14 protein-coding genes are annotated in these 17,762 nt (G+C 45.8%); 9 read left to right on the top strand and 5 right to left on the bottom strand.

From position 1 onward, the window contains the following. Positions 1-59: 59 nt before the first annotated feature. From NZM05_00165 to NZM05_00145, 5 genes are all read right to left on the bottom strand, one after another. Positions 60-1,097 (bottom strand): prenyltransferase, encoded by a 1,038-nt coding sequence (locus NZM05_00165; protein ID MCS7012034.1) that lies wholly within the window; start codon positions 1,095-1,097, stop codon positions 60-62. Positions 1,098-1,207: 110 nt separating this feature from the next. After that, the gene (hisB, locus tag NZM05_00160) at positions 1,208-1,900 is read right to left on the bottom strand and encodes an imidazoleglycerol-phosphate dehydratase HisB (protein MCS7012033.1); all 693 of its coding nucleotides are present in this window, start codon (positions 1,898-1,900) and stop codon (positions 1,208-1,210) included. Next, positions 1,897-3,078: an ATP-binding protein gene (locus tag NZM05_00155; protein ID MCS7012032.1), complete on the bottom strand. Its 1,182-nt coding sequence runs from the start codon at positions 3,076-3,078 to the stop codon at positions 1,897-1,899. Before NZM05_00155 ends, hisB begins: the two co-directional genes overlap by 4 nt. Continuing rightward, positions 3,078-6,155, bottom strand: a complete 3,078-nt coding sequence (locus NZM05_00150; protein ID MCS7012031.1) for an alpha-amylase family glycosyl hydrolase — start codon at positions 6,153-6,155, stop codon at positions 3,078-3,080. Before NZM05_00150 ends, NZM05_00155 begins: the two co-directional genes overlap by 1 nt. Positions 6,156-6,258: 103 nt before the next feature. Beyond that, positions 6,259-6,714 (bottom strand): GNAT family N-acetyltransferase, encoded by a 456-nt coding sequence (locus NZM05_00145; GenBank protein ID MCS7012030.1) that lies wholly within the window; start codon positions 6,712-6,714, stop codon positions 6,259-6,261. A 248-nt stretch (positions 6,715-6,962) separates the two neighbouring features. Between NZM05_00145 and NZM05_00140 the strand changes: the two genes are divergently transcribed. From NZM05_00140 to NZM05_00100, 9 genes are all read left to right on the top strand, one after another. Then, positions 6,963-8,696, top strand: coding sequence for an ABC transporter substrate-binding protein (locus NZM05_00140; protein MCS7012029.1), 1,734 nt, complete (start codon positions 6,963-6,965; stop codon positions 8,694-8,696). Positions 8,697-8,725: 29 nt separating this feature from the next. Further along, positions 8,726-9,661 carry an aspartate carbamoyltransferase catalytic subunit gene (locus NZM05_00135; GenBank protein MCS7012028.1) on the top strand — a complete coding sequence of 312 codons (936 nt, stop codon included), beginning with the start codon at positions 8,726-8,728 and terminating at the stop codon, positions 9,659-9,661. Positions 9,662-9,854: 193 nt separating this feature from the next. After that, positions 9,855-10,748, top strand: a complete 894-nt coding sequence (locus NZM05_00130) for an ABC transporter substrate-binding protein (protein ID MCS7012027.1) — start codon at positions 9,855-9,857, stop codon at positions 10,746-10,748. A gap of 80 nt (positions 10,749-10,828) precedes the next feature. Further along, positions 10,829-13,351 (top strand): type III-A CRISPR-associated protein Cas10/Csm1, encoded by a 2,523-nt coding sequence (gene cas10 / locus NZM05_00125; GenBank protein ID MCS7012026.1) that lies wholly within the window; start codon positions 10,829-10,831, stop codon positions 13,349-13,351. Positions 13,352-13,374: 23 nt separating this feature from the next. Beyond that, positions 13,375-13,824: a type III-A CRISPR-associated protein Csm2 gene (gene csm2, locus NZM05_00120; protein MCS7012025.1), complete on the top strand. Its 450-nt coding sequence runs from the start codon at positions 13,375-13,377 to the stop codon at positions 13,822-13,824. A 12-nt stretch (positions 13,825-13,836) separates the two neighbouring features. Further along, positions 13,837-14,544, top strand: a complete 708-nt coding sequence (csm3, locus tag NZM05_00115; protein ID MCS7012024.1) for a type III-A CRISPR-associated RAMP protein Csm3 — start codon at positions 13,837-13,839, stop codon at positions 14,542-14,544. Continuing rightward, the gene (gene csm4, locus NZM05_00110; protein ID MCS7012023.1) at positions 14,541-15,602 is read left to right on the top strand and encodes a type III-A CRISPR-associated RAMP protein Csm4; all 1,062 of its coding nucleotides are present in this window, start codon (positions 14,541-14,543) and stop codon (positions 15,600-15,602) included. The genes csm3 and csm4 overlap by 4 nt, the downstream gene beginning before the upstream one ends. 5 nt (positions 15,603-15,607) lie before the next feature. Then, positions 15,608-17,179, top strand: coding sequence for a type III-A CRISPR-associated RAMP protein Csm5 (csm5, locus tag NZM05_00105; GenBank protein ID MCS7012022.1), 1,572 nt, complete (start codon positions 15,608-15,610; stop codon positions 17,177-17,179). After that, positions 17,176-17,757, top strand: a complete 582-nt coding sequence (locus NZM05_00100; protein MCS7012021.1) for a putative CRISPR-associated protein — start codon at positions 17,176-17,178, stop codon at positions 17,755-17,757. The genes csm5 and NZM05_00100 overlap by 4 nt, the downstream gene beginning before the upstream one ends. Positions 17,758-17,762 lie beyond the last annotated feature (5 nt).

Raw genomic sequence — 17,762 nt, 5'->3', positions numbered from 1 at the left:
CCCTAACTTTTTTCACCGCTGGGGAGCATAACGCAGTTGCTACAGAGCGGCGAAGTGAATCACAGAACTTTTCTCAGCGCGATGTCAATCAGCAAGCCTAAGAGGAAAAGACCCCCTAACCGACGGTTGTGCATAAAAATCACGGCAGAAAACCAGAGCGGCCAAATGTTCGCATCATAGTCATCAGGTTTGGTGAGAGGTTTCGGAGCGCGATAGAATTTCCAGACTGCAGGCATCGTCGAAAGCGAAAAGAGCACAATGAGCATCGCAGGCGAGAAAAATCCAATTGCGACAAGATAGACAACAGAAACATACTGCAGCACAGCCATTCCAAGTACAGCGTAGCGGGCATTGCGCTCACCTAAGATGACAGGCAGCGTATAGATTTTTTTGGCTTTGTCGCTCTCGAGCTTGTCAATATGCTTGCCAAAAAGCACGCATGTCGGTCCTAAAGCATACGGCATTCCAGCAATGACGACATTCCAATCCCAATTGCCTGTTACAACATAGTATCCACCGCCAATCATCAGTGGCCCCCAGACCACGATGACGGTGAGTTCACCTAAGCCAATGTATTTGAGCGGCCAAGTGTAGAAGATGACAAAGATTAAGCCTAAGAGCAGCATCTGCAGCACCAGCTCACCGCGCACGCTAACAAGGTAGATGCCTGGGATAAGCGCCAGCACTAATGTAACAATAGCGTAAAGCCACTGCTCTCGCACAGTCAGCAAACCGTGCTCAACAGGCTGAGGACCGTATTGCGCGCGAAAGTAATTGCCACGGTCAACGCCCTTGAGATAATCAATCAGGTCGTTGAAAAGATTGTTGGCGGCATGCGCCAAAAGCAAGCCAATCACGACGCAGCCCCAGAGCAACCAGTCGAATTGACCTGCGCGATATGCTAACAGTCCACCAATTGCTGCAGAAGTAAAAGTCATTACCAGCACAGCCGAGCGGGTGGCAATCAGCCAGCGAGAGATAATATCCAGACTGTCCCACTCTTCTTTCGAGATGCGAGGAATGCCGCGTAGGGCTTTAAGCCACATTTGCACATTCAGCCGGGGAGACTTTGAGAGCGATTTTACCGCAGTATCCATAGTGCGTTAAGGTTAAGGTTGAGTAATGACCGACTGGTCAGTCAAGTAAAGATATAACATAGCATTGGACACTTGCAACAGTGCGAGGCTAAGCTGTAGTTGTTTGGGGCTTAGCTGAGCGTGCCTTTTGTAGAGGCAATTTGCTGAGATGAAATGCGCACGGCTTGCCGCAGCGCAACGGCAAAGGCTTTGAAGAGTGCTTCAATTTTGTGGTGAGTGTTTTTGCCGTAAAGCACTTCCAGATGCACATTGGCTTTCAGATGCTCGGAGAGCGAGAGGAAAAAGTGCTCAACCATTTCAGTCGCCATATCGCTGATTTTTGCACGTGCAAATTTGGCATTGAAGACAAGGTAAGCACGCCCGCTTAGGTCAATGACTGCACGCGCCAGTGTCTCGTCCATCGGAATGTATGCGTAACCATAGCGCTCAATGCCGACCTTTTCACCTAAGGCTTGAGAAAGCGCACGACCAAGTGCAATTGCTACGTCTTCTACCGTGTGGTGGTCATCAATGTGCACATCGCCTTTGCAGCGAAGCACAAGGTCAATGCGTGAGTGCTTGGCGAAAAGCTCCAGCATGTGGTTTAGGAAATTGATGCCCGTGTCAATATCATAGCGTCCCTCGCCATCAAGCGTGAGCGAAATGGTAATATCCGTCTCTTTGGTCTTGCGGGCATAGGTGGCAGAGCGTTTCGGCTCAGTGGAAAGGTCTGAGCGATGCGATGGCGGCGAGGCAAGTGCAGAAGGGCGGCTATGGTGTCCGTTTACGGACGAAGCAGAGCGAGCGGCATGAGTGCGTTTCATTGTGGCAAAAGGGATTGATGTGAATTCAAGACCCGTTGCTTTTGTTCCAGAATTGAGGTAATCGCTTCGGCAAAATCTGCAAAGCGTACAACCTGCTCTGACTTGGGACGGGTGGCAACTTTTGCGGCAGCTAAGAGCACAGCGTTTTTAACCTCGCCCCCTGAAGCGCCAAGTGAAATTTCTGCGAGCTTATCGAAGTCCAAATTTGGTTCAACAGGCAACTGCGGTGGTAGATGCACGCGCCAGATGTCCCGAAGCTGCGGTTTTTCAGGCAGGCGAAATTCAATGTGTGCAATCATTCGGCGAAGGAAAGCCGTGTCGTAGTTGCTCACAAGATTTGAGGCAAAAATCACCAAGCCGTTGAAGCGGTCAAGTTCAATGAGCGTGGTGCTACGTGTGAGATTAACGCTATGGTCGGCTGACTGCTGCACATTAGTCAGACGCTTACCTAAAATGGAATCGGCTTCATCAAAAAAGAGCACCGCACCCGTGCGACTGGCTTTGGCAAACGCTGCTTTGATGTTCTTAGGTGTCTCGCCTACATACTTTGATTCAAGCTCTGCATAGCTGACCATCAAGATGTCTCGGCCAAGAAAATTAGCAAGGGCTTCGGCGGCAAGCGTTTTGCCTGTGCCGGGCAGTCCGTAGAAATTAAGTGCAACCTTGCGCCCAGAACGGTCAATCGATTGCAAGTTCCATGTCTCGTAGATAAGATACTGCTGCTCAATAAGTGCAAGCACCTCGTGCAAAGCCTTGCGCGTGGCGTCGTCTAAAATCAAGCGGTCGAGCGAATAAAGTGGCTTGTGTGGCACAAACAGGTCTAAGCGCTTGGCAATGTCTTCATCAAGCGTTTGAAAAGAGCTCGGTGAGCTTTTCCGTTCACCTAAGCCGCTTTGCTCCAGACGCGCTTTGTGGGGATTGAAATTGAAGGTCATTTCAGGCTTGTGAAAGTGGGGTGAAAAGTCGGTCTTCTCGAGCAATCGGCGCAAGCCGGCTACAAAAGCATTGGTGCGAGCGCTCTCAAACTCACGTGCGGTATCTTTGCCCTCTGCAGCACACATTGGGCAGTAAAGCATCGGCAACCCTTCAAGGCGAGCATGAAGGTCAGGCACAGTTTTCACACCCCGATACGAAAGCACCAGTGGCACACGGTGAATAGGACAAAGTTCTGCCGACATTACTTAATCAGCATCATTTTCCTTGTTTGAACAAAGTTTCCAGCTTGCAAGCGATAAAAATACACACCGCTGCTAAGACCTGCATCGGCAGACCACTGCACTTGATAAGCGCCGGCAGCCTGACGGGCACGCACTAAGGTAGCAATTTCCCTGCCCAGCACATCATAGACTTTGAGGCTCACATCACTGGCAACGGGCAATTGATAGCGAATGGTGGTCGTTGGATTAAACGGATTCGGATAATTTTGTTCCAGTGCGAAGGTTTTAGGAACGGTCGCTTCACTCTTTGGCAGTGATAGTGGATTTTGAATCACGACCGCATCAGGCGTAGTGGAGAGTGTGAAAATAGCTGTGCCAAATGGTGGCAGACTGACAGAAACTGCACTGAGCTCAGAGCCGCGAACTTGTCGGCGAGTGTCACTATAAAGGTTATTGAGGAAATAAGTTGCACCGTCTTGTATGCCGCCTGTGAAAAGCACAGCGTTAGGCGTGCGCAAGTCCAGCGTAACAGTTTGCAGTTGATTGGAAAAATTGACAACCGTGATGCCATTTTGGTTTTCAAAGGGGCGCGTGAAGGCATAGACGAAATTGTTTGCGGTGTTCAGGCGAACCAGCGTTTGCGTCCAGAAAGCAGGAAACTGCGCGCGGATATGTGCAAGGCGCTGGTAATGTGGCATCAGGAGCGCCCGACCAAAGTGATTCCAGTTCACTATGCCACGACGACGCACATTAAGGTCGGGTTCGCCAAGATTAGTGGCTGTGGTAGGAAAGCCTGCGCCAACTTCTTGTCCAGTGTAAAGCAGCGGGTGACCGGGCGCCGTGAAAATCACGCTGGCCATCGGCATGGTGCGGCGGTATGCCGTAAGGGTATCAGCCGTGCGGTAAAGAAACGCAATGCGGTCTTCATCTTTGTTTTCGAGGAATCGAAGGTAGTAAGAATTTGTGCCGGGATAAAAACCATTGTTGAAAAGTTCGTTGTGAAGCGCATTGATAGAAGGAGCGGAGAAATCGAAGTTGCGGATAGCTCCGCCGTAGAGTTTCCAGTCATAGCCCGCATCAGCGCCACCGCGCAGACCGCCAGAGATGTGGTCAGCAAAGATAGTCTCAGAGCCAGGCCCTGTGCCATCTGACTCTGCAAGCAAGTAAATATCCCCTTTGATACGCTTAAGTTCACTGCGCAAGAATTCATCGAAGTTGGCTTTGCCATAGCGGCGATGGGGCCCCCAGTAGACATCAAAACGAAAGCCATCGAGGTCGAATTCTTTGAGCCAGTATTTGTAGACGTCAAGCATTGCGTGTCGGGCGTCAAGGTCGCTCCACTCGAAGTTGAGCAGTGCTTGGCTAAAGCCACCGTAGTAGACAAAGCCAGCGGCATCAATGCCCCAGCCCAATCCATTGGTGTTCGTGCCAGGCCCAGAAGTGGGAATCTGGCGTTGATACCAAGTAAAGTAAGGCGAGCGGCGACCTAAGGTGCGAGCACTCTGCGCCCAAGGGTGATTGCGCCCTGTATGGTTGGGCGTCACGTCCAAAATGACCTTTAAGCCCAAGCGATGCGCTTCGGTAACAAAATCCTTGAAGTCTTGCAGCGTACCGTAGGTAGAGACGACGGAGTAAAAATCCACAATGTTGTAGCCGATACCAATGTTATTGTCGATGCGGTCGTTGTCGGTTTTCATTACGGGCATCATCCAAATCACATTGAAGCCCATATCGCGAATGTATTGCAAGCCGCCGGGGTCTCTACCGCGCTGAATAAGGTCGCGCAGAATGTTGGTGTTCTGGTTTGAGGCAGCTTTGGGGAAAAGAAGATAAAGCCGCATTTGCCGCACCCAATCTGGTGAGGTTTCATAGCGGGTGTTGAGCACTTCGCCATTCGGGCGAACGGTAAAATACTGGCGCACGGTATCGGCATTGCCATCAGGGTCGCGCGCAATAAGTTGGAAGGGATAATCGCCAGCGCGAGACGGCTTCGGAATACTGACCGTTGTGCCAGTCCGACCAGTTAAGCCAAGCGGCACACCTTCAAGGTCACGCCAGATGAAGGTAAGGGGCTGACCTTGCGGGTCAGTGCTTTCCGCTGCCGAAAGCGTAATGGCGTTGCCAGATGCGGTAATGCTCACACGTGCAACTGGGGCTTGTGGCACAAACTTCGTAATGATGACGCTATCTGAGACGGTTTGGTTATCAATTGTGGCACTGACCACAATCACATTGCGACCGTTTTGCAGTGGCACAAAGCGGTCAAAACTGCCATTTACAACGGATTGAACGACAGGCAGTGCATTGCCGACTCGAATCTGCACCGCCGTAATTCGGCTATCGTTCACAAAGCCACCGATGTTAAAAGAATCTTTGCGCGTGGTAAAGCTCGGGGTTTCAATCTGAATGGTTCGAGCACGCACTTCAAATTGTATGGAGTCGGTGCGGGTCAGCCCTGTAGAGCTGGTGGCAGAGATGCGAAATGTGCGCACGCCATCAGTCAGATTGCTCGGGGGCTGATAGGAGAAAATGCCAGTTGCGGGATTGTAAAATGAGAGTGCATTAGGAATGCTAACGCCATCAAGACTGGCTGAAAGCGATGAGAGTGAAACATTCGGTGCAAGGAAAATGCCTGCGGTGAGCACAGGCCGTGCTGTGCGCACCACAAAAGGCTGATTGAAGGGCTTAGAGCCGCTGGTATATGGAAACACCGCAACTTGAAAAAGTGTCAGCGGTTCAACAGTCAAAATAGAGTTATCGTTATCCTGCGGATTATATCGGCGGTTTAATGGGTCGGTGCGCCAGCCCGTAACGAGGCCGTTTTCATTGATTTTGTATTCGTAGGTGCCAAGTGGCAAGCGAATAACCCTTTCCCAGAGGCCAGTTGCTGAATTGAAATTAGCCTGCGAAGGGGTGCCCGCTGCAATGTTGCCGTTGGTGTTAGGACCCCAGTTGTTGAACTGCCCGGGGAAGTGCACACGGCTTGGTGAAGGATTGCTCAGCGATTGATAGCGAAACAGAATGCTGACTGAATCTTGCCCAAAGGCTTGAGCAAAGAAAGAGAAGAACAGCAGAGCAAAAAGCCCAGTGTACTGCATTACCATAAGAGCATAAGTTTGATTGATAGACACTGCCGTAATCTACGACTTGCACGGCAAGGCTCAAACAGTCTAGCGCACCTAAGTTGCTAATGGCGACGCATTACGCATCAGCAGCGCGTAGCATTTCAATGTGTGCAATGCCGTCTTCGTCATATGGTAGTGAAGCGCGCACGAAGCCAAAGGTGTTATAGAATCGCTCTAAGTAAAGCTGGGCACCAATGCGAATAGGTTGACGAGGGTAAAGTTGTTGAATGTGGGAAATCGCTGTGTGCATCAAGGCTTTGCCGTAACCTTTGCCACGCACCGATGGCAGTGTCAGCACGCGTCCAATCGACGGCTCCGTGAACTTAATGCAGGGTGGCACAAGGCGACAGTAAGCTGCAAGCTGGTGCGCTTCATCAAAGCCAAAAAGGTGATGCGACATCTGGTCGCAGTCGTCAAGGTCCAAATACGCGCAATGCTGCTCGACGACAAACACCTGCTGGCGCGCTTTGAGGGCAGCGTAAAGCTCTGAAAGACTAAGCGCCGAAAAAGGCTTTAACACCCAAATAAGCATAGCCAAAACTTTGCGCAAAAAAGCGTAAATTTCAAGGGCAAAAGCTACATTTCACTCTATCAACAGCAAAACACCAAGTTTTGAAGTTGCAGATTTCAAAAGCACGCATATTGAACAAACAGTTCATTAACTTGCAATTTCAGGCTCACCCAGATTTTATGCCGCTAAGCCTTTCTTCTGCTAAATCGGGAAAAGCACGCCTGATGCCGAACTTGCAAGTACTCACTAATCACTAACTCACAAAAACAATGAAACTTTACCACTGGCTTTTACTACCGCTGATGGTTGGGCTCGTAGCCTGTGGCAAGAAAGATGTTCGGCCCACTGAAGCAAAAAAGGGAACCGAGACAACCAAATTTGCTGCGCCACCGAACACACTGGTGCATGCTTACATTGCGGACCTCACGCTAAACCCCATCTTGCAGAGTGAGAGCAACTCTGATGAGTTCTGCAAAATGATTTACCCACGATTGATGCAGGAAGAATTTGATACGACTATGGGCTTGATTGTCTATAGACCACTTTTTGCAACTCGCTGGGAAGTGCGCAATGGCAATCGTGAAATTGTCTTTACGCTGCGCCGCGATGTGAAGTGGACGGACGGAAAGCCCGTAACCGCACAAGACTGGAAGTTTAGCTATGAGCTTTACGCTGACCCTGTTATTGCATCAGTGCGCCAGAATTTTATCACGGAAAATTTCTTGCAGGAAAAAGATGGCCGCGTTGACTTAAACAAAGCGGTTGAGATTCCAAATGACTCAACGCTTATTGTGCGCTTCCGCAAGCCAATGGCGGTCGACCTAATGTGCAAATACACCAACTTGCCCTTCATTGCAGAGCACATTTGGAAGGATGTAAAGCGTGAGGACTTTCGCAAAAGTGAGTTCAACAGAGACCCACAAAAATTGATTGGCTGCGGGCCATACAAGGTAGAGAAATGGGTGCCAAACTCAGAGTGTGTGCTGGTGGCAAATCCAACTTGCAACTTGCCAGCGCCACCGAAGATTGAGCGCATCATCAACCGTGTGGTGCAGGAAAATACGACCCGCCTTGCAATGCTGCGCACAGGTGAAGCTGATATGGTGCAGGGTGTGCCACCTGAAGAAGCTGAAAAAATGCAAAAGGAAAATCCGAATGTGGAGATTCACCAGCGCGGAATGATAACTTACCTTTATGTCGGCTGGATGAATATTGACCAAAATCTTTATAACCAGAGCAAAAAAATCGCGCCGCATCCTCTTTTTGGTTCAAAGAAAGTGCGTCAGGCACTCACATATGCAATTAATCGGCAAGAGTATGTTGATGGTTTCCTAAGAGGCTATGGTATGTTAGGCTTTTCAGATGTCGTGCCAGTGTGTAAATGGGCGCAAAACCCTGAGCTAAAGCCTTATCCTTACGACCCTGAAAAGGCCAAAGCCTTGCTAGCAGAAGAAGGCTGGAAGAAAGGCAGCGATGGTATTCTTGAAAAAGAAGGACGAAAATTCAGCTTCAAGCTTTTTATCAACAAAGGCAATAAGGGGCGTGAGTTCTTATCTGTCTTAATTCAGAAGAATCTAAAAGAAATTGGCATTGATTGCCAGATTGAGACGATTGAGTCGAATGTGATGACCGAAAAAATGCGCAAGCGCGAGCTGGACGTGATGATTGCAGGTTTTATTGTAGCACCACCAGATGTGGATCCATCGGAGACACGTCTCTCCGACCTTGAAAGAACCCCCTACAACTTTGTTTGCTTCCAGAATAAACGTGTCGATGAACTCATTGACCAAGCAAAAGCCGAGCTGAATATCTTGAACACTGCACCGATTTGGAAAGAATACCAGAAAATTATCTACGACGAGCAGCCCGAAACAATTGTGTCTTGGTCTTCACCACTGATTGGTGTAAGCAAGCGCATAAAAAAAGCGGTGATTACACCAGTGGCAGCCTTCGACAGAATCTGGGAATGGGAAATGGAACAGAGCCTTGCTGAGAAAAAGTAACTGCGGGGCAGCAAAATTCTTGCGTAGCGATGCGGCACTTGCTTGGGCTATATAGGACATCAGCAGAAGAAATTGCACGCATCTTGCAATGTGCAGCAGACTTTAAGCAGCAATGGATAGCATCGCCAACCACGTTGCCGCCTGTGTTGCAAGGCAAGACAGTAGTGCTTGCATTTTTTGAAAATTCTACGCGCACGCGCACGTCATTTGAGTTAGCAGTTCGGCGTCTAAGTGGGAGTGCCTTAAACTTCTCAGCTGCGACCAGTAGCCTGCAAAAAGGCGAAACCTTGCTGGACACGATTGCTAACATTGAGGCAATGCAAGTCGATGCATTTGTAATTCGGCACGGGGAGTCGGGTGCAGCTGAAATTGTCGCAAAGCATACGCGCAAAATTGTCATCAACGCAGGCGATGGGATGCACGAGCATCCTACACAGGCTTTGTTGGATATGTTCACCTTGCAAGAAACATTTGGACAATTGTCAGGACTAAGAGTATTGATTTTGGGGGACATTTTGCATAGCCGCGTAGCACGCTCAAATATTTTCGGGCTGCAAAAAATGGGAGCGCGCGTAAGTGTGTGCGCGCCGCCTACACTACTTCCAGTCGGCATTGAGCACTTTGGCGTTCAGGTCTTTACACGCCTTCAAGAAGCACTGCAAGCCTGTGATGCAGTAATTGTGCTGCGCTTGCAATTGGAACGGGAAGCTGCGGGCTTTGTGCCAACGCTGCGTGAGTATAACACTTTCTTTGCTTTGACCGATGAGGCGCTGGCAAAAGTAACTCACAAAGTCTTTGTCTTGCACCCTGGACCTGTCAATCGCGAAATAGAGCTGTCTAGTGTGGTAACAGACCGAGACGATACAGCTGGCAAGTCAGAGAGCCTGATTTTGAAGCAGGTGACGAATGGTGTAGCGGTGCGAATGGCAGTACTGAGTGTGTTGTTCGGGCATACATTACCGTGAGTTACCGTGAGACTTGAGTCCTGAATTACCTTGTCTTGTGCAAGGGGACTGCATAATGTTTTGAAGTGTAAAACATATTAATGGGCTATTGCATGTATCTCAATCAAACATGTCGATAGAGCTATCTCAAAAAAAAATGAGCGTAACCGAATTTTTCTTCGTGTAATTACATGCAAACCGAATGCAAACAGCGATGAACACAATTCGATTAGGATTGGAGTGGTTTCTTAATCCTGACCACGCACCATTTCTTATTGCTGAAGAAAAAGGCTGGTTCAGAGAAGCAGGGCTCTTGCTGGATTTGATTGAACCTGCGTCTCACTTAGACGCAATGGAAGCAATTGAAAAAGGTGAATTAGATGTAGCTATTACAGAGCCAATTCATTTAGTAATTGATGCAGCGAAAGGAAAATCTGTAATAGGTTTTGCACGATTTTTACATACTAACGGTGGCGTAATGTATCTAAAAGGTAGAGGCATTGAGCGACCACGCGATATGGCAGGTAAGCGCGTGCAGTATCCAGGTGCGCCTGACCCAGGAGGGTTAGCGATTATTCGTACGATGATTGAAGCAGACGGCGGAGAAAAAGATGCACCTTTAACGCCCGTTAACAACAGCTTCTACCATACCGATGCTTTAGCTCAAGACAAAGCCGATGTTGCAACACTCATTTTCTACAATTTTGAGATTATTGAAGCGCGCAATCGTGGTTTAGATGCTGATTTTTTTGCGCTCAAAGACTGGGGTGTACCTGATTTCTGCCAGCTAATTTTGATAACGTCACAACGCAATCTTGAGGAGCGTAGCAAAGAAATAAAAGGATTGCTCAAGGTATTGCGCAAAAGTATTGACTTCATTCATCAGCATCCAGACGAAAGTAAGCTAATTTATTTCAAGAGAACCAATACAGTGCCTGACGATTCTCTAAGTAACGCAATTTACAATGCAACAGTCCCTTGCTTTACATTTGATTTTATGCTGGCTAAGGAATACTGGGAGAACCTGCAAAACTGGCTTTGTCATACTCAGCAAATCAAGCAAGCACCAGAAAATATCTGGTATTGGACAAATAAGTGGGTATTGTAGAAGTGCTCGGAATCTTGTATTTTTACAGAAAAAAAACTATTAGCAAACAGCAAGACAAAATTAACTCCCGGCAACTCTGAATGACAGAGCGAGATAAAGTCTACTTAGGAGCGCTGTTACACGACATTGGTAAGTTTATCGAGCGTGCCAAATTGCCAGAGTGGCAAGAGCGTGCAGAGCGGTATGTGAAAAGCGGTGATGCGGATGTAACATTTGCGCATAAGCGATACTCTGCAGCGCTAATTGACGAATTTAAGTCCCGTAAGCCCTTCTTGAGCGATGCAATTTCTGCATTTGCACTGTGGCATCATCGTGGAAGTGACCCAAACAAAAAAGACTACGAGTCTATCAACTCAAAAGGTGTGCTGTTAAAGCTGATTCGCATTGCGGACGATTGCGCTTCTGCAGAAAGAAAAGACGATGCACATCTCGAACCACAGAAGTATTATCTGGCGCGCCTGCAATCACCATTCGCAGACATAGAAATAGACGGAAAACGCTTGGCAAAGCCGCTGTACCTTGATTTACATCCGCTAAGTCAGAATGCGGAGTCAATGTTTCAAAGTAGTAATCAACCTGCGTTTGAAGAAAAAGAAAAAAGCCCTTATCAGCGAATTGTCAAAGAGTTCTTACAGGCACTTGAAAAGATCGAGACGGAAGATGAATTGCTTTATCTCTTGGAAAAATTTTGCCATAGCACGCCTGCGCAAACGCCTGTGGCATTTCAAGGAAAAGAAAGGCTCTCAAAGCCTGACATTAATCTATATGACCATCTGCGTTCCACTGCGGCAATTGCGCTATGTCTGTATGACGAGTATGTGGAAGGAAGTTGGAAAGGTAAAGATGCAGATATTCTGAATGATGGAAAAGAGGGTTACAAAAGAGACAGTTTTCCTGAGCCATGTCTATTGGTTGCTGGCGATGTATCAGGTATTCAGGATTTTATATTTAGTGTTACGACAAAAGGCGCAGCAAAAGCGCTAAAAGGTCGATCATTTTTCGTACAGCTTTTAGCAGAGGTCGCTGCACAACTTATTTTAGATGAACTAAATCTTAAACCAGCAAATCTTCTCTTTAACGGAGGCGGAAACTTTTATATCCTTGCACCGCAATGCAAAGAAGAAAATTTGAGGCAGTGCAAGAAAAAGTTAGAGGAAGCATTCTTAGAAACAGAGCTATACATTTCTTTGGTGTGGGAAAAAGTTTCAATCCAAGATTTTAGACCGCAGCGTGAGGCAGATTTCGGGGAGCAGACAGCAAAGTTCTTCACAGAGAAGTGGCAAAAAGTGAAGGAAATGCTCCGAATCCAAAAGCAGGCGAAGTTTAAGTCTGTTGATTATGAGAAGGTATTTGAGCCGATTCCACAAGTTCCGAAAAGCAGAGAAAAAGAACAGGAAGATTTCAGGGAACTAGCTGAAAGACTGCGAAGAGCAAGAGCATATACTATTCTCAAACGAAAAGAGCCAGAGAAGAAAGAAGAGATACTTTACTGGGAAGAGCCTATAAAAAAGTTGGGATATGAAGTGAGGTTTTTTGAGAACGATAGCAAAGAGGGGGTGGCATTTAATATAACAGGTTTTGAGGGGCGATTTAAAGGGTTTCGTTTTGCAGTCAAAAATCTTCCTACTTGGACAAAGGAGGAGAAAGAGCGCTTTTTGAAGGCTTGCGAGGAAAAAGGGCTTAACTTTGATGCAACAGCAGATCCAATTGAACTCAATTATCTGCTATCGTTCAACCATTTAGCTTGGAAAGCGGCGTTGGAGACAGGCACTGGGAAACTGGCAGTATTAAAGGTAGATGTGGATAATTTGGGCAGGCTGTTCAAAGAGGGGCTTCCAAAAGAGCTGCGCACAGTATCTCGGGTTGCTGCACTATCTCGGTCAATGAAATGGTTTTTTGAGGGATATGTTAATACATTGCTGCGGAATGAATCATTCAGGAACTACATTTACCCAATCTTCTCTGGCGGCGATGATTTTTTTGTGGTAGGGAGCTGGCATCGAGTATTTGATTTTGCACTGAGAGTAAATGATGAGTTTAGACGGTTTGTGTGTTATCATCCAAAAATCACACTATCTGCGGGAATTGTTGTTGTAGATAGCAGTTGTTCAGTTGCGCGCTTTGCAGCGCTTGCCGAGGAGCGACTGCACGATGCAAAGACAAGAAGACCAGAGAAAAACAGCATCAGTGTGTTCAACACAGTGTTATCATGGCAAGAATTTGCAGAAGCAAGAAAGTTAAAGGAAACATTTGTCGAACTGGTTAGGAAATACGAACAGCCAAAGTCTGTTTTGCAGAAAGTTTTACAGAGTGCATCGGGCTTAAACGAGGTGCTGAGAAGCAATGGGAAAACAAGGCGCGTAGATTTAAAGAAGTATTGGATAGTGGCATATTCGCTGCGTGAAATTAGAGGAAAAAAGGAAAATGAGCAGGTAGTGAGAGAGATAGTGAAAAAAATTGTAAATCAGTACGAACGGCTTTTGTCTGATGCACTAACGGCAAAAGATAAAAGTAGAGTGAAAAGTCCTATGCTTGTAGCTGTAGCAGCGCGATGGGCAGAATTTGAAACAAGAGGATTCAAACCTGCATTCCAAGAGCAGTGAAATAAAAGGGAGGAGAGAAACAAATGGCAGAACCGCAACAAAATCACAGTGAGAATAGCAAAAAAGAAAAAAGCCAAGAGGGAAAAAAGCAGGATAAGCATGGCAAACATGATTTTCCGAACCCAAAGGAGATGTTCAAACCTGAATATGTGTATGGAGAGTCAAATTATCACGAGTTGATAGATAGAATAAAGAGATACACGGGCTACATAGCAAAACGTATTACCTCACATCAGTTGAGAAACATCTTTAATAAGGTAAAGAAAGTAAAACAACCAGAGGAGCTATGGAAAATGGAAGTACAGCTTGCCTATCTTGCAGGACGTAATGAGGCAAATAAAGATTTTAGAATTTTCGTTGATGTCTTAACAAATTTGATTCGTAATGCGAACTCACTGGAACGCCTGAGCAAATTTCAGGAGTTCCTGACGGCAATCGTGGCATACCATAAATACAACGAAAAACTTCCATAGTAGGAGGATTCAATGAAACTAATAAAGAAAATTTTTATTACAGGTATCATCGAGACAGTTACAGGTTTACATATTGGTGGTTCAAAAACAGCGCTCGATATCGGCGGTATTGATTTAAATGTGATAAAAACAGCGAGAGGAGTACCATTTATTCCTGGAAGCTCTATAAAAGGCAAGCTACGCGCTATTTTGGCACGAGAGGAGGGAAGTCTTGACATAAAGCAGGATTCAGCAGTGCTGCAAGAGATTTTCGGTTCGGCAAATGATAAAACACAAGAGGGAAAGCCAGCTCGCCTAATTGTAAGAGATGCATTTTTGGATGAAGAACACTTTCGAGAAAAATTTAGAGATGCAACACTGGAGTTTGACTTCACAGAAAGTAAGTGGGAAAATACGATTAATCGAAAGACAGGAACAGCAGACCATCCGCGTCAATTGGAACGTGTGCCAGCAGGTGCACGTTTCAAGTTTGAGATGATATTGAATATATTCGACGATGACAAGGGACAGTCTCACCTCGATCAAGTATGCAAAGCAATGTTGATTTTGCAAGATGATTATCTGGGTGGTCAAGGTTCAAGAGGCTATGGTAAAGTAAAGTTTTCAGAGGTAAAGATAAGAGAAAAAACAATTGATGACTACAAGAACAACAATGAGGCGAAGAGTATAACTAATGAACAGGAGTATGTCGAAAAGTTTAATAGAATGGTAGAGGTATGAAGGCATTGCTGTTGTTACCAAAGCCGTATTCGCAGTTTCACTTTGGCGAAACAGGGCTAGATGAAACCTCAGAAATTTTACATAGTGACACACTCTTTTCAGCACTGGCAAACATCTATGAAATAGCACTGAGCGGAGCAGAGAAGTTCATAAATCTGGTAAATGAAGGTAAAGTGTTATTTTCATCTGGCTTTTATGTGTTGATTTTAGGGACGCATAAGATTTTTTTCTTGCCAAAGCCAATGTGTCAACTCGCCGTGAGAGATTTTACCCAGCATAAGAAAGAAAAAAAGATTCAGTATCTATCGTTTGGCGTATACTCGGAGGTGTTGAAATCCATAGAAGTGCAGAGAGTACGGGATATGACTTTCTTGGCTTCATCACTTTCACTTCTGGATAAAGGGCGCATTGCAATAATTGGAGGCAAGTTTGCGTGCCTGAAGGAAGAGTTAGCAGGCTTGGAGTGTGAAGAAGAAGCATGTTTTTGCCAAAAAGTGGAAATGCAAAAGGTAAAGGTGCATACCACTGAGCAAGAGGCAAAATTATATATGGAAACGAATGTGCAGTTTTTGCCCATAATTGGCAGAAATGGTGTAACAGCAAAAGGCGGATTTTATGTGCTGCTGAGAATTTCGGAGGAAATGGGCGAAAATGATGAAAAGGAACTTCTGACAGCATTTCGAATCTTGGCTGACGAAGGGATAGGTGGAGAGCGTTCAAGCGGATGTGGGCAGTTCGAGTATGTAGAAGAAACATTACTAGAAGATTTTCCGAAAGCAAAATCGTCTTCACCAGAATACTATTTGGGACTTTCACTGATTTCGCCAAATGGAAAGGAAGAGTTCGCGAGCGCAATGCAATATGAAATATTGCTGCGTGGTGGCGGAACAATTGGGAAATTTGGAGATTCAGAGCAACATCGAAAGAGAGTCCGACTTATTGCAGAGGGGGCTGTGTTTAAGGGAGATGTGAAAGGAAGGTTAGTAGATGTGTCACCTGATTCTGGAAACCCTAAAATATATCGGAACGGAAAAGCATTTACGGTTCCAATCCTATAAAAGGAATGAGTGGCCCTGGACTAATAACATATCACTTAACTCTTACCACATTATCACCCGTTCATATTGGGACTGGAAGAGAAAATGTCTTATCACCTGTTTCAGATTATATCATAGAGAAGGTAAGCCGTCAGCCAGTTTGCATATTCATTGACGTGGAGAAACTTCAAGAGACTATCTCCTCAGATAAAATATATGCAGAAGAATATGTAAAGGAAGTGGGAAAGGTCTTAAATGGGAAGACGCAATTTGACCTGCGAGCATTTATTCAGAGAACATTAAAGAAAAAAGTTGAAACATTTCAAACACGCTGTTTGCCTATCTACGGCAAGTTAGATGCAAAAATCCAGCTACATCCACATATTACAAGTGCAGGGAAGGCGTATATTCCTGGGAGTTCAATAAAAGGAGCGGTGCGGACTGCGTTGCTGTATCAATACTTTACCCATACAGAAGAGGGAAAGAAACAAGTCGAGGAGCTAATAGGACATTTGAATCAGTATGCTCAAAATCAACTAAAACGTCGTGAGCTGGAAAGGAGCAAAGAGCTATCTGAAAAAGAGAAAAGGGAACAGAGAAGAAAGTTGGATAAAGAAAGAAGCGAATTAGAAGAGAAGATTGATCAAGCTTTAGACGAACAGAACCTGTTTGGAAGGCTGAGTCGAGACACAAGCAATGATGCAAGATTTCTGAGATTTAGTGATACAGAAGCTATTGAAGATAGATTTTTGGCAATAAGAGAAGTTGAGCGAAAAAACATTCGTAATTTCAAGAAAAGAGAAATTCCGCAGTTCTGTGAGGTAATCGAAAGAGGGAGTATAACAAGTTTTACCATTTCAGTAGAGCCAAGGTTGCAGCATCAGAGCTTGAGTTTTTTAAATCAGCCTGATTTTGAAGCATTGGCGAAATGTATAAACGGGTTCTCACAAGATTGCATTGAGGTTGAGCTAAGTGAATTAGAAAGTTCTCCAAACAAGAGTGAACTTTTAGGTGTAATTGCGTTTTACCAGAGCCTTAGGAGTCAAATCCAGAATGCGTTTGAAAAGAGAATGCCGCTAGCAATTTTGCGTATAGGGAGACATAAAACATACTTCGACAATTCATTAGGTTTAGTGCTTTTCAAGCAAAGTAGAGAAGCGTTTGAGATACTAAGGATGATAAAAGGAATCGGAAGAAATCCAAGAACTAAGAAAATTACGGAAGGGCAATTCCCAATAACGCGGAGCTTTGCGAATAATTTGGCAATGGGCTGGATTAGCATTTCCACTGACGCAGACTTAGCGACCAAAATAGCAAGTTATATTTTTAGCGAAAAGCTCTCTGCGATACCTTCTGGTATATCAGCACAGCCCACTCAGCCACCGAACACAGTTCGCGCCGTAATCGTAGATGACCAGTCAAAACCACCGAAGGTCAAAATCTTAGAGGGGGAATATGCAGAGAAGGAAGTGCAGATGCCGGGAGTAAATCTTGCAGGACTGGAACTGAAAAACGGAAGTGAAGTCTTCGTTAAATTAGAACTTTCTCGTGATAAAAAGCGACTTGAGAAAGCAACCTACAAAGCCAAAGCAAAATGACTGAACATCACATCGTAACCGTTGGAATTAGTCTGCTTACGAATTATGAGCGCGAACATAAAACAACACGGGACGAGACGATAAAAAGACATCATCAATTGATTGATTTCATGGAGCGTGATCCAGTAAGGGCATCGGCGGAACTAAACAGCTTAAACTCTAAGACGCAGTTCTTAGAGCTCAAGGATATAAAGGAGCACTTCGGAGTGTCGCTGATTTACACCGACACAATTGAGGGAAAATTTGCAACTAATATGTTACGCACCTTCCTTGAGCGTAAAGGGTTCGCACCGATTGAAGTAAAACTGAAGAATATTGCTCTGCCGAAAACTCCTGAGACGAGAGAAGAAATGAAAGAAGCGCAACGGCTTGCAAATGAAGGTTTGAAGGAGCTTCAAGAGAAAGTGACAGAGCATGTTGAAAAGTTGAGAAACAATATGCCAGCCTTAAGAATCTACTTCAATGTTACAGGTGGCTATAAAGCGCAAGTAGCAGTATTATACGGGCTTGGGAAGAAGCTAAGTATCCCTGTCTACTATATGCATGAAGAGTACAAGGTAGCAATTGAGCTGCCGTAGGGTAA

It is taken from the genome of Chloroherpetonaceae bacterium (assembly GCA_025056565.1).
In the GTDB taxonomy this organism is placed as follows: domain Bacteria; phylum Bacteroidota; class Chlorobiia; order Chlorobiales; family Thermochlorobacteraceae; genus Thermochlorobacter.
Note: the sequence above shows the minus strand (reverse complement) of the source record. Positions and strands in the feature narration are given on the sequence as shown.